The sequence below is a fragment of the Limosilactobacillus reuteri subsp. reuteri genome (assembly GCF_000016825.1).
GTDB lineage: Bacteria > Bacillota > Bacilli > Lactobacillales > Lactobacillaceae > Limosilactobacillus > Limosilactobacillus reuteri.
The window spans coordinates 1,172,084-1,184,649 of sequence record NC_009513.1; the positions used below are offsets into that span (position 1 = coordinate 1,172,084).

The following is a 12,566-nucleotide window of genomic DNA, read 5'->3' on the forward strand; positions in this document are numbered from 1 at the left end:
CTTAAAACGAATTTAATTTCATTGACAGTCTTTGTGCTTGCAAAATATCTTGACGCTTGGGGTCGAATTTACCCTGACTATGAATTGCAGCAACTTGTTGAGTTCCTAAATTGATTAATGATTGTATGTCCTTATGTAACTGATCTAATTTCGATTCTAACGACCTGAAATTATCTTTATCGATAGATTGGTCGTCTCGTGTTGTCTGAACGCTAGGTTCTTCACCTCTAAAACGTGCAATAACCTCACCAAGTAATTGATAAGCACGAGACCTTTTATTAATATCTGTCGGAATAACATATTCTGGCTTATTCTGTTCCGCAATCCGAATGAATTGTTCAGTATCAATTCGACCACCATTCGCATATCCATGACCTTGGCCAAGAAAAGAAAGACTATCTCCATAACGTTTACGAGCATAGTTCAGTCCCGCAAGCAAGTTATCAAATCCATTCCAAATATTTCCATGGCCCGGAAGTTTATTAGCAGCGAATGTTCCTGGCTTAACTTGCATTAATCCCATCGCATGACCGTCAGCTAAACCATCAGTTCCACCCATTGCTTTAGGGTTACCGCCAGATTCCGTCTGAATTTGACGAAGTACCTTACCTACAAGACTGCCTGATAAATGCAACATTGCTAATGCCTTTACTACGTATGGCCGCCAACGTTCCACACCAGAACCACCAGGATCAGCTAATTCTTCAAATTGTTTCTTAATCCATTTTCCTGCTTGTTTAGCAATGTAAATGGGTACATTAACAACCAAATCACTAGCATACTTAATTGGTGTTGAAATGTGCACGAAGCGCTTAAATACCTCATTTAGCGCTTCTATTGGGTGTTCAATAACCTTATCAATAAACTCTCCGGCATTATCAAGCTTATCAGTAAGTCCGCTAAAAAAGTCACCTACTCCATTAGCATAACGAGGCAAGTTAAAAGCTTTTGCCAACTGGTGAGAAGCTTCTCCGTTAAGAATAGAAATTCCTTTTGGTAAGAATGCTAAGAAATTACGCTTATTAGGAAACATTCCAATTTGACCATTAGGAAGACGATACATTTCACGAAAGTGTTCACCCGGACCATCATTTACTAGTGCAAGTGAAGACCTTTTAGTGCCATCAGGATTTCCAGCAGTCCCAGTCGCATAGCTCGGAACTGAGATTGACCAGTCACCACTAATTTTGCTAGCACCAATTTTATCAAGGATCCAGTTCAAACCATTCTTAATATCATTCATTAAGGTATTAAATGGTTTTAGAACACCATTAGCTAAATCAGCCATTGCTCGCATGGCGTTCTTCTTACCAGTTGCAATTGCATCCCCAATCTGAGACATATGATCTTGCCACGATTTAAGCATCCGTCCTAGGCTACCACCAGTAAGGTCATTCAAACGATCGTACATATCCTTAAAAATTTGATGATTATTTTTTCGCATATCTTTAGCTGTTTGACTGGTATCTTGTCCTAACCGATCCCAGTGGCCACTCACTAAGTCATGCCAAGATCTTGTATGATCTTGAATAACCCGATACATAGATTGGAATGTTTTAGGGTGCTGCCGATACATATTTCGAACAATTCTAGAAGTTGAATTATTTAAATTGTTATACCAACGATTAATATTATTCACACCTGAACGAGCGCTTGTTTCTATGTTCTTCCAACCACGTGATGCCGACTTTCGAACATTATTCCAATACTGTTGATTTTGTTTTTCATCTTGGCGTTGTTCACGTTGTCGATTACGCCAATAAGACTTCCAATTCTTGGCCAAACTATTAGTAAAGTTATGCCAGTTCTTTTCTGCCTGCTTATTAGCCTTAGCTTGCTCACGATTGGATTGTTCCTGGCTCTTGCTGATCTGTTTGAATGTATTTTTGAAAAAACTTCCTACTTTTTTCAATCCACTCTTTGCAAACTTAGCAATCCCATTAATAAATTTTCTGAATTGTTTATTAGTGTCATATAAATGCTTTAATTCAATTATTAATGCAGCAATAGCAGAAATAACTAAAATAATTACATTACTTTTCATAGCAAGATTAAGCATTTTTTGATTTAGGGCGGCAATCTTTGCAGCACTAGACAATCCTTTGTAAACAGCAATTCCTTTTCCCAAAGTCATATAAAAAGCTGTTACTAATCTTGCAGTCTTAGTAAATGCAAAAGAGGCAATCATTGTTTTAGAAAAAACTTTAACTGCTGTTTGATGCTTACTCATAAAAGCAATAGTTTTAGATAATAAACTTAACACTCCGGCTAATGCTTTACTTATACTATTAGCATAACGTTGCATAGATTTATCAGACGTAACTTGAACTAAAGCATCTTTAGCAGATTTACTCATCTTAAAGGACGACTTTTGAACATCCCCTGATAGTTTTGAAAAGCGCGATTTAAGATACATGGACATTCCCATGTAACTTGTCATCGCTTCAGATTGTCCAGTCTTATATTTCTTTCCCAAATAGTCCATGGCCTTGACAAAATCATCAGCAGTTAATTTGCCTTGCTGGGAAAGTTCTTGTAACTGTTTCATCGATTTTCCAGTTGCTTTTTGAATTGCTTCTCCAAACATCGGAAAACGATTGATCATAACATTCATATCTTCCTGACTCGCTTTACCACCAGCAACAATCTTTGCATACTGCTCACCTGCTTCTGCAATCTGAGCATTCGTCATATGCATGGTTGAACCTAAACGCACAAAGTCATTAGTCCACTGTTTAGCATGTTTAACATTGCTATCCACATGGTAAAAACTTTGAGCCATTTTATTGATTGTTTCTGCAGAGTATATTGAGTGCTGAGAAAGATCATTAATAAAATTAATTAGTTGTCTGCCATCCTGGGGTGCCTCGGTTGTCAAAGACTTCCATACAGTACGCATTGTATCTTGTTCTTTATTATATTCGCGACCCGCTTCAATTAAGCCATGCATATTGCTTGTCATAGCCATAATCGCATTAGATGCAAGATTAGATACAAAAACACCTGCGAATGATGTTTTTAATGTTTCCCTTAACGATTTAGTTTCACGATTTGTTAATTCTTCTGCATTTTTTATGCCAAGAATTTTGTTTCTAGCAGATGCAAAGAAACCAGATCCTAAAGTGTCTTTACGAATTAGTGAAGCATGCAAGTCGTCAGTTCTAGTTTTCAATTCAGAAATTTGCGATTTTGTTTTTCCAATTGACGCACTAGTTTCATCTAACCTCACTTTTTGTTTTCTGTATGCTTCACTATTCTTTCCTTGTGTTTTAGCAAGCTGATCTAACTCTTTCTTTTGAAGGTCGTACTGCTTAGAAAGAGTTTTTAATCCAATACTTAAGCCCTTAATTTCAACGTCATTTGCTTTAAGCTCTTTACCATTCGCACGCAAATTATTTGCATATGCTCGTGAAGACTCCTGGGCTCTTCGAAAACTAGTTTGTAATTCAGCTAAACCCGAAGTTTGATACTTTAATGTACTATTAGCCCGATTAACTTGTACCTCATACGAAGCTAATTGTTTACTAGCTTGAGAGATATCTTTATCTAATTTCAGCCATGTTTCTAATTGATCCTTATTAGATAAGTTCAAGCCTTCCTGACGACTTTTTAATTCAGAAATCTTAGCCTTTTGAAGTTCAATTACTTCATTTAATCCAGAAATACGCGCTTTAGCAGCTTCAGCATATTGGCCAGAATTTTTTAACGCAGTTTCATTAGCTTTCCAAGCATTCGTGGCCGCACTAATTGAACTCCGGAACGCAGATAAACTTTTAGTCGCAGCAATTGTATCAACTGATATCCGCGTCGCCATTTCATTTTCAACTTTCAATTTATCCACCTCCCATTAACATTGCTAACTTCTTATGGGCATCCCCCGTATTCATTGGTCGATCTTCCCTAGATTTAGCACTCAGTATTTTCAGCAGTTCTTCATATTCTTGGCAGTCAACTTGTGATGGTGCCATTCCGCCTTGAAACATTAGCTGCTTTTTTAGATAGTTACGATCTTCAATTTCCTGTTTCAGTGAATCTATTGATCGGAGGATTTCTCCCCTTATCCTTTTGGGCCCTTTTTCTTATTATTAACCGTCTTTTGATATGTATCTTCTGGTACACCTTTAATACGATTGCAGACATAACTTACATAACTCCCAAGTTGCTGATAATCGACACGGTCTTTGATCATATCAACTTGTTTATCACTCAGTTTTAAGACATCTTGAAGAAAGACAAAGATCTTTTTATTAACTTCTCGTTCTTTCTTTAGGGTAGCAATCATGGCTTCACTACTGTCTAGATTTTTCTCTGATTTACTAAGTTCAGCATCCAAAGAAAGTAATGTAATCATCATTTCATCTGCTTTATCGACCGCTCCTACTGTTGCATGAATATTAATTGGTTTGCCAAGGCCGATTTGCTTTGTATTAATTTTAACCGTCATATTTACCTCCATTCAGCCGCCCATTTCTGTACTGTTTATTTCAACGGCGACTTATCTTCACTTAAACAGTTGGCTTATTTACATCAGACTGATTTGTATTTGCAAAACTACCAGTTCCAGTTGCTTGAATATAGCTTGCCATTGGATTATCTCCAGAATAGCCACCGAACACTTCTTTCAACATTGTTTCAAAGCCTTGCCATGCTGAATCGCCAGTATTATAGGCTTTGAAAGATTGTTGAGAGCCTTCTTTGTTTAAGAAGACATTATTAGGGATTGGGTTCAGACTCTGATAGGTAAACGCAACATTGCTATCAGTTTCATTCTTGTTATTTGTTCCATGATTACGCGTAGGAAGCGTCATTTCACCATTTGCAAAGGCGTCAAAGAACCAATTCCCGTCAAAGTCATGGGATGCAATAAGAAGCGCAACATGCGGTTTCTTATTAGAAAGAACACGACCACCGTTAATATCCGTATAACCTACCATTTTACTTCCATCTTCATATGGCATATCCAACATAGTTAATGCAACTTGTGGTGTTGGCACCCCGTGATTAATTCGCTTAACTTTATTGTTAGCATATTGTTGTTGCCCTGCTTCTTCTAGGCCGGTGATATTAGCAGTAGTAGCACCATCGCCATCACCGTCCCAAAGAGCAATTCCTTTTGGCCCTAATCCGCCTTTTTCGGGATCAGTAATTAAAACACCTTTGTCATCTGTAATTCCAGCCATAACAAAGTCGATCCCTTTAATAGACATTCCTGCCATTTTCTCACACTCCTTTTATTACTAAATCTTTGGCAAAATAAAAGACCTTGGTACTTTGACCAGTATCAGGATCTTTCACATGCGCTTTTGATTGTTCAACCGTCCATTTGTCATGAACGAATTTCTTTGCTAATTCTATTTCCAAGTTTGTTACATCTTCTCCGCTCAATGCTTTTCGATAAAAAAGCTGCACCTCAACGCCAATTGTCCATCCCTTAAAGGTGGCATTTGCATAATAAGTAGGCTCATTAAGCCATTCAGTTATTAAACAAATTGTTTTGGCTTGATTTCCGATAATTTCTTTAGGAATCGATTCTCGATATACTTCATCAATTAACGAAAATTTATTCTTTATCAATAACTCTGCTTGTTGTGAAGGAGATTTCATTTTTGCTGACCTCGATAGACTTTTGCTTGAGCCTCGAATACCTCATCTTTGGCATCACGCCTCGTATTATCAATAAAGTGGTCTCCACGCATCTTTACTGTTCCATCGTTTAAGAATCTAGCAATACGTGCATGATTAATGCCGCTATCTTTTGGCCCTTCAAACCCAACCAGAGAATTTCCGTTATCCACATCCCCCATATCTTTATTTTCAAAGATAATCGAATCAGCTAAGTGTTTAACCTTCCCTGTCTTCCGTCCCGGCTGGTAGTGCTTCTCTTGCGTTACTTCCTTCAACTTTGAAACAAGGACTTCTGCACCAGCGGCAGTCATCTTTTTCTTAGTTTCATGATCAGGAACAGCAATTTTTTCTGCTTTTCTTCCAAATTCTTCTAGCGAAGCTGCAAAGTCCACTTTAACCAACCTTCTTTCCAGTATCCTTTAGTGTAATTAAGTCATATCTTATTGGTGAATGGCTTTCATCACGGGAGATCGTAACAATATTATAGATAGTATTATCATCATCTATTTGAGCTTGAAGATCATCTTCAACATGATATTGGGAACGAACAGCAATCACAATCGTTCCTTCAAGTTTAGTACCAAGTAATTGATACTGTTGAGTTTGGCTTCGCTGGTAAAAAGCACAATGTAACTGCTGTCGAGTGATAAAACTTTCGTGTGATCCTTCAATTGACTCATCACTAATGGTTTCTGTCTTGCCAAATTTAACTTTATGATTCAGCCGGCTGATCGGAAGTTTCATTCTTGTCACTCTCCTCATCGTACGAATTCCTTAATCCTCGTAATTGACCAATGATACTATTAACTGTTAAATCAATGGGATAAGTTTGAGTATCAGATAAGGCTAAACGATTTTGATAATAAGTTCCTGCTAATGACATAACAGCAATATCAACTAACGACACTACTCGCGAATCATCATAAAAGCCATTAACATCTTCACCAATCGCATTATGGATAAATGACGTTGCCGCTTTGACGTATGAATTTAGTAATTGGTCATCGCTATCGTCATCAAGATAGAGCATTTCACGTACTCGTGGTACCAGCTTATCGAGGCTGGGTGTTTCATCACTCATGATGATCACTCACTTTCAATTAGGCAGTCTTACCAGAAGCTTCTGGAGTGGTTGCTTGCTGGTTGGCAACAGCCTTGAATGAAGCAGTAGCCCAAGCACCATCATCAATTACTTCAACGTCAAACCGGTCAATAACCCGCACTTTGTAAAGATCATGTTCAAATGCGCCAGCACCAATATTGGTTGAAAGCAATGACATATGCTCACGATCATAAAGCGTAATTCCTTGCTTCAAGTCACCAAAGTAAAGCGGGTGAGTGCCAGCCGCTACGTCAGGTAACCATTTGTCAGCAACTACGGTGATAGTCTTACCATCTAAACGGTACACATCTGGTTGGGTTACGTCACGTTGAAGCATATAACGTCCTTGAGCGTCCTTAACCTTAGAAAGGACATTATAACCGGATTGATTAGTAACGAAACTTGAACTGGACATAATCGCCGGATCTAACGTGTTATTTTCTAGATCTTTGATATCATCAAAGCTTGCGATAGTAGGCTTCTTAGCTGGCTTACCCATTGCTTCGATAATCTTAGCATTACGAGTAACAGTTACCTTCTTTGCTACCCAGTTTGACAACCAAGCAAGGATGTTTTCGACAGTATCCTTTAAAAGACTGTTAGTAACAGTTTGAATTGCTGCGTATCGATGAATAGCATACTTAATAAGTGTTAATTCTGGATCGTCCATATCTGGAATAGTAGCTGTTTCATCATCTAAATCGGTCATTGGTGTAATGTCACTTAGTTTTTCATATGTCCGTGTACCGGTAGTTGTAGTAACAGATTCAACATTTACCAAGTTTTGTAACGTGGCAAATTGACGAACGAGTTGATGAATAGCGTATTGAATATCGTCCGGAATAGTTAGGCCACCATTACCCGTGCCAGTCTTACCAGAAGTAACCATGTCCTTGAATTCACGAACAAATTGGTCTTTAATATCCATTTCTTTTTTGTTTAAAGGCTTCTTGTCTTCAGACTTCATAGCCTTAACTTTTTGAGCGCGTGCTTCGTCAAGCTGATCCTTAATAGCATCTCGTTGAATTTTAGCGTTATCACGTTGTTCCTTTAATTCAGCAAACTTGTCTTTAGTGAAATTGTCATCAAGAACAGCAGCATTTAACTTGTTGTTTAAATCAGATACTTCTTGACCCTTGGCAATCCAAGCATCATTTAATTCATTAATTCCCATTAATTTCATCTCCTAGTAAAATTGCCAACTTCTGATCTTTAAGACTAGGAGTTGGCTTTTCTTTGTTATTTATCGGTGTTTCCACTTCGTTTTTAGACTTGGCATCTCGTGCTTTAGCCAGAACAGTTTTGATTTTTGCGATAGCAGTAGAATTAAGAATGGGTTGGTTGCTAACAGCATTAACCACTTGGGGAGTTTTAGAACCAGCCGAAATATTATCAGCAAAGCCCTTGTCAACTGCATCTTGAGCAGTCATCCAAGTTTCATTAGCCATTAACTGTAAGATATCGTCACGATCCATTCCCGTCTTAGCTTCATAAGCGTTAACAATAGACTGGTCCATAACATCTAACATCTTAGAATCATGCGCAAAGTCATCCGCATTCCCCATAGAAATAGTAGAGGCTTTATGAATCATCATTTGACTGGTAGGACTCATGTTGATTTCATCCCCTGCCATCGCAATAACAGAAGCAGCAGAAGCAGCTAATCCTTGAATATTAACTACTACCTTACCTGAATAAGCTTTAAGCATGGTATAGATTTCGGAAGCAGCAAAGACGCTACCCCCACCGCTAGCAATATCAACTTCAATATCCTCATCGCTATTATTAAGTACATCTTCTACTTGATTAGGGCTAACACAATCATATCCAAGCCAATCATAGATATCGGCATCATCATTGCTGACAATAACGCCCTTAACGTTAATCTTGGTCATCATTATCACCTCCTTCCGTTGATTGCTTATCATCAGAAGAAACCATTTGAACGGGCTGAACTTGTACCTTTGGTTGTTCTTTTTCAGGCATATCATCTGGTAGGTATCCGACTTGTTGCAATAACCAAGCTGCTTGATTAGCACCAAGTGTCCCGTTCTTCTGTAAGTTAGCAATTGTAGAAGCGTACTCATCGCCTAATGGGTCAATTGCAGACCGCAAATCCAAAGTGATATTAGCATTAAGCTTATTATTAAGTTCTCCCGTAATTGCTTTAGCATATCGAGAAAGTGACTTAACATAGGCATTACCCATCATTTGAATTGATGATTGCTGATCACCTTGACCATTAATAATACTGTCAGAGACACCATAAACTTTAGCGATTTGAGCGCCAGTCCAATTAACTTGATTAAGTAACTGGGCAACATTGCTTTTAACTTCTAGCGGCGTATATTCTTCCAAGTCATCGAGAACGATCGGCCCATTCTTGGAGTCAGACGTTTGCTTCATAAATTTCCTTGAACGAGAAGCCTTGTCCTTATCACTGAGCAATCCTCCGTGTTTAATCGATAAAATACCCGGAGCAAGAATAGAACGTCCCAGAGCGCTTAATGTGAGCTTGTTAGACTGATCTTTAATTTGAAGTTCATTTGCTAATGCAGATAAAGGACTAATCCCAGTCTTACCGCCATTCTGCGATAGCAAACGAACGTGGATTAAATCGGACTGCGGAACTGCTTCCATAACTCCTATTTCTGGTTCATCAAAATTAATGTTGTAGATTAATCCAGAACCATCTTCTAATAAAAAAGGAGTAACTTGAGACGGTCTCAAATACTCCCATGTCATATCGGTTCCGTTTTGATTGCGCCAACGATAAGCGAAGCATTCCCCACCTAACAGCAATTGAGCAAACATCGATTGCCAAAACGAATGTGCGTTACTCGTTTGTGTTGGGGTGTTAAGAATTCCTTGTGCCCGAGGCGCGTCTGCTTTAAGTTTTCCATTTGCTAAATCAGCGCTTAACTGAAAAACAATTGAATAAATGTCAGAGTTCTTCAAAGCAGTCCGAGCGTCTACATACTTATCTGAATTATCAGGATTTAAGAAGTGCAAAATATCAGTATCATCTGTAACCGATAATCCCGGACTAACCTTTTGATTAAATAGCGGCAATAGCTTTCACCTCCTTTCTATTGAAGGCTAGCTATCTTCTCCGATAGATAACCAATAATGACCAAGCTAACCGCAATACTAAAAATGCCTGCTGTAAAGCTCAGCAGAAAAGATCCCCAGATAGCGAATGTAACCGCACTGAGGAAACAAATTACGTCAAAATAACGCCAAATAAATTTAAAAATATTAGTTATCAAGTAAACCACTGTCCTTATTTTCAAACCATGCTTTAACCTGCTCTGCCGTCATTCGATCGACTTGCTGGCTCTTATCATTAGCAATCCCAAAGTCTTCAAAGTGATACATACCTTGATAGAGTGCGTCAATGATTGCATCGACCACATCAATCTTTAGTGTGGCCTTGGCCTTATCGACCTGAATACCGATCTTATCCTCGTAAATCTCGGCATTAATCAGAGCCTTTTCCATGATCTTGTCGTCTAATCGGCTAACATTGCCTTCAACAAAGATCTTTTGTAAAAATTTTGTGGGGTCCTTTAACTCGCTAGTCCGCTGTCGAATTGATTCCAACGGAAAATCAGTATTTAAATCCATCTGTTTGATCGCCGTCGTAGCACCCCAAGCATCGTAGCCGAAGAAGATAACCTTAAGATGGTTTTCATCAACATAATTTAATAGCCAATTGTAAACTTGTTCGTCATTGATTAATCCTTGTGGGTGACTTGTAACTGTACAGTACCCTTCATCTGCTAATTGACGATAATTAATCCCATCTTGTTTTTCTTTAGCCTCGATTGACCCTGCTTTATTCCAAGGGATAAAACTATGTTGCTCAACGTGCCACTTTTGCTTACCTTTTTCATCTTGATAGGGATAAACAAATGCAATGGCTGTATTATCACTAAACATCGAATAGTCAAACCCGATATATACTTCTCGACCACGAATATCGAAGCGCGGAATAATCGCTCTTTCAATATCATCAAGTTTCAAGAAGCTATCTGCTGACTGCTGCATCCAAATATTCATTGATTTATTTTGGAAGCCTAACATATTACCAGTTAGCATATTGTTATCTCTTTCAGTTTGCAGATCTAAAACAAACCGATCACGTTTTCCTGGCATATCCATCAACGGGTTAGATTTAGACCAGGTTTCCGGCTTAAATACTTCATTTTCATCATCTTGACACCAGTTCAAGACAAGATAAGCGTCCCCTTGGCGCAAATAATCAGCTTCCATTAGATTTTGAACTCGTTTTTCATCATTATGGAATGGTACTGATGGATTATCATAAGCAGTTGAAATTTGAATAAATTGTTTATTAGTAACATCCAGTTGTCCGGAAGTAATCTTCGAGATTTTACTATTATCTCCTACTTCAGGATCAGCAAATTCATCACCGATTGCAGTTTTGAAATGGAAAGAATCATATTGACCCGACTTGTAAGTTACCGCTAATAATCGACTTCCAGTTTTACTCATCACAATTTGATCCGACTGTGACGAAAGTGTCTTAGGATTAATTCCTAACTCTAAAACTAATTGACCAAATGGTGGAACTTCCATGAGGTACAAAAGCATCTGCTTGATATACCCCATCAGTTTACTAGTTTGTTTATAGTTAATAGAACTAACTAAGAAATCTTGACCTGCTTCATTAATTGCCTCAATCAAAAAGCTATAGATGGTTACAATTGACATTAGGTATGTTTTACCGTTATGCCGGGCAACAGATAAAATTGCTCGAGTGAATCGTTTATCTCCTTTACTATCACGCCAACCTACTAGCATGGCCAAAACAAATTGCTGCCACCCCATTAATTTAACTGGTTTACGAGTTTTAATTTCTGGACAAACTGAAGCAAATTTCAAAATATTTTGAACTTCGCTTGTATCGTAATGATAAGGGAAATCTTTAGCGTTTTGACGCTGCAAGTCTCGTAAATGTCTAAAACATGCTAACTTAATTTGATACCCAGTAATGTATTTACCATCCAAAACATCAAAACAATATTTAGTACCAGCGTCCTGATATTTCTCTTTTATATTGCTAAAGTCAGTAGCCTGGTATGCACCAAGGACATCATGAGTTTGGGTTAAATCAATTTTCATTTTCTCACTTCCTTTTTACTACTATGCAGAGTATAATAAATATAGAAATAAATGAGGTGTTATTAATGCCAACTAAACAGACCCAATATAATAAAAAATGGGTAGATACCCACAAGCAACGAGCAAAGTATTTAAGCGATCGCTCTAGATCTCGTTCATTTATTCGTAATCAAGCAACTTTAGAAGACATCGAAGAATTCACTAAGCTCTTAGCAAAACGGAAAGAAGAATTACAATGACCTATGATATTAAAGCAATCAAGAAAAATGCAGAACATTTAGGAAATGCTTATTTCGATGATAAAGATAAGCTTCTTTTAATCAACCACTCTACACTGTTAAAGCATAATCAATATGAAGTCATCAAATACGAGGACATTATGTATTGCTATGTGGATGAAAGTGATGGTGTACAAACAACTAATCACTCATTAGGATATGCTACGCTGGGCGCAATGGTTGGTGGCTTTTTTGGTGCAATGGTTGGTGCTGCTGCCGGGAAACAACAACGGAAGGTTATTACTGGAATACAAGTTCAAGTAATGACGACTGATCAAAAGGAACACTATATTGATTGTGTAAAGCTTCCAGATGCCAAGTTAAATGATATTCATTATTCTACTGGGCAAGCCGTTGGAAGTAAGGTTGAAGAAATCATTCAAAATAATTTGTAGCAAAAAAGCAGTAATCCA

15 protein-coding genes are annotated in these 12,566 nt (G+C 37.9%); 2 read left to right on the forward strand and 13 right to left on the reverse strand.

Going from position 1 to position 12,566, the window contains the following annotated elements; genetic code table 11:
- Window position 1 precedes the first annotated feature (1 nt).
- The 13 genes from LREU_RS05810 to LREU_RS05860 form a co-directional block, all read right to left on the reverse strand.
- On the reverse strand, window positions 2-3,841 hold the full coding sequence (locus LREU_RS05810; protein ID WP_003666937.1) for a tape measure protein: 3,840 nt from the start codon (window positions 3,839-3,841) through the stop codon (window positions 2-4).
- Window positions 3,834-3,968 (reverse strand): hypothetical protein, encoded by a 135-nt coding sequence (locus tag LREU_RS10635; RefSeq protein WP_255505072.1) that lies wholly within the window; start codon window positions 3,966-3,968, stop codon window positions 3,834-3,836. Before LREU_RS10635 ends, LREU_RS05810 begins: the two co-directional genes overlap by 8 nt.
- Window positions 3,969-4,057: 89 nt before the next feature.
- Window positions 4,058-4,444: a phage tail tube assembly chaperone gene (locus LREU_RS05815; protein WP_011953494.1), complete on the reverse strand. Its 387-nt coding sequence runs from the start codon at window positions 4,442-4,444 to the stop codon at window positions 4,058-4,060.
- Window positions 4,445-4,505: 61 nt separating this feature from the next.
- Window positions 4,506-5,216: a phage tail protein gene (locus LREU_RS05820; protein ID WP_003666934.1), complete on the reverse strand. Its 711-nt coding sequence runs from the start codon at window positions 5,214-5,216 to the stop codon at window positions 4,506-4,508.
- 4 nt (window positions 5,217-5,220) lie between these two features.
- Complete coding sequence (locus LREU_RS05825) at window positions 5,221-5,604, reverse strand: DUF806 family protein (protein ID WP_003666933.1); 384 nt, start codon at window positions 5,602-5,604, stop codon at window positions 5,221-5,223.
- Entirely contained in the window at window positions 5,601-6,026 is a 426-nt protein-coding gene (locus tag LREU_RS05830; RefSeq protein ID WP_003666932.1) for an HK97-gp10 family putative phage morphogenesis protein, read from the reverse strand. Before LREU_RS05830 ends, LREU_RS05825 begins: the two co-directional genes overlap by 4 nt.
- The gene (locus LREU_RS05835; protein WP_003666931.1) at window positions 6,019-6,369 is read right to left on the reverse strand and encodes a phage head closure protein; all 351 of its coding nucleotides are present in this window, start codon (window positions 6,367-6,369) and stop codon (window positions 6,019-6,021) included. The genes LREU_RS05830 and LREU_RS05835 overlap by 8 nt, the downstream gene beginning before the upstream one ends.
- Window positions 6,338-6,706, reverse strand: coding sequence for a head-tail connector protein (locus tag LREU_RS05840; protein ID WP_003666930.1), 369 nt, complete (start codon window positions 6,704-6,706; stop codon window positions 6,338-6,340). The genes LREU_RS05835 and LREU_RS05840 overlap by 32 nt, the downstream gene beginning before the upstream one ends.
- A 19-nt stretch (window positions 6,707-6,725) precedes the next feature.
- The gene (locus LREU_RS05845) at window positions 6,726-7,901 is read right to left on the reverse strand and encodes a phage major capsid protein (RefSeq protein ID WP_011953496.1); all 1,176 of its coding nucleotides are present in this window, start codon (window positions 7,899-7,901) and stop codon (window positions 6,726-6,728) included.
- Window positions 7,891-8,625, reverse strand: coding sequence for a head maturation protease, ClpP-related (locus LREU_RS05850; RefSeq protein ID WP_003666928.1), 735 nt, complete (start codon window positions 8,623-8,625; stop codon window positions 7,891-7,893). The genes LREU_RS05845 and LREU_RS05850 overlap by 11 nt, the downstream gene beginning before the upstream one ends.
- Entirely contained in the window at window positions 8,609-9,799 is a 1,191-nt protein-coding gene (locus LREU_RS05855; protein ID WP_003666926.1) for a phage portal protein, read from the reverse strand. The genes LREU_RS05850 and LREU_RS05855 overlap by 17 nt, the downstream gene beginning before the upstream one ends.
- A gap of 17 nt (window positions 9,800-9,816) precedes the next feature.
- Window positions 9,817-10,005 carry a DUF1056 family protein gene (locus LREU_RS10250; RefSeq protein ID WP_225349827.1) on the reverse strand — a complete coding sequence of 63 codons (189 nt, stop codon included), beginning with the start codon at window positions 10,003-10,005 and terminating at the stop codon, window positions 9,817-9,819.
- On the reverse strand, window positions 9,986-11,875 hold the full coding sequence (locus LREU_RS05860; protein WP_003666925.1) for a terminase large subunit: 1,890 nt from the start codon (window positions 11,873-11,875) through the stop codon (window positions 9,986-9,988). Before LREU_RS05860 ends, LREU_RS10250 begins: the two co-directional genes overlap by 20 nt.
- Window positions 11,876-11,940: 65 nt before the next feature.
- Here LREU_RS05860 and LREU_RS05865 point away from each other — a divergent pair, with 65 nt between their 5' ends.
- Window positions 11,941-12,114: a hypothetical protein gene (locus LREU_RS05865; RefSeq protein WP_011953498.1), complete on the forward strand. Its 174-nt coding sequence runs from the start codon at window positions 11,941-11,943 to the stop codon at window positions 12,112-12,114.
- On the forward strand, window positions 12,111-12,548 hold the full coding sequence (locus LREU_RS05870; protein ID WP_003666923.1) for a hypothetical protein: 438 nt from the start codon (window positions 12,111-12,113) through the stop codon (window positions 12,546-12,548). Before LREU_RS05865 ends, LREU_RS05870 begins: the two co-directional genes overlap by 4 nt.
- Window positions 12,549-12,566 lie beyond the last annotated feature (18 nt).

Bases quoted from the DNA above. Each gene is read 5' to 3' on its own strand.
- LREU_RS10635 (WP_255505072.1), bottom strand. From the start codon at position 3,968: ATGGCACCATCACAAGTTGACTGCCAAGAATATGAAGAACTGCTGAAA.
- LREU_RS05815 (WP_011953494.1), bottom strand. From the start codon at position 4,444: ATGACGGTTAAAATTAATACAAAGCAAATCGGCCTTGGCAAACCAATT.
- LREU_RS05820 (WP_003666934.1), bottom strand. From the start codon at position 5,216: ATGGCAGGAATGTCTATTAAAGGGATCGACTTTGTTATGGCTGGAATT.
- LREU_RS05825 (WP_003666933.1), bottom strand. From the start codon at position 5,604: ATGAAATCTCCTTCACAACAAGCAGAGTTATTGATAAAGAATAAATTT.
- LREU_RS05835 (WP_003666931.1), bottom strand. From the start codon at position 6,369: ATGAAACTTCCGATCAGCCGGCTGAATCATAAAGTTAAATTTGGCAAG.
- LREU_RS05840 (WP_003666930.1), bottom strand. From the start codon at position 6,706: ATGAGTGATGAAACACCCAGCCTCGATAAGCTGGTACCACGAGTACGT.
- LREU_RS05845 (WP_011953496.1), bottom strand. From the start codon at position 7,901: ATGGGAATTAATGAATTAAATGATGCTTGGATTGCCAAGGGTCAAGAA.
- LREU_RS05850 (WP_003666928.1), bottom strand. From the start codon at position 8,625: ATGATGACCAAGATTAACGTTAAGGGCGTTATTGTCAGCAATGATGAT.
- LREU_RS05860 (WP_003666925.1), bottom strand. From the start codon at position 11,875: ATGAAAATTGATTTAACCCAAACTCATGATGTCCTTGGTGCATACCAG.
- LREU_RS05865 (WP_011953498.1), top strand. From the start codon at position 11,941: ATGCCAACTAAACAGACCCAATATAATAAAAAATGGGTAGATACCCAC.
- LREU_RS05870 (WP_003666923.1), top strand. From the start codon at position 12,111: ATGACCTATGATATTAAAGCAATCAAGAAAAATGCAGAACATTTAGGA.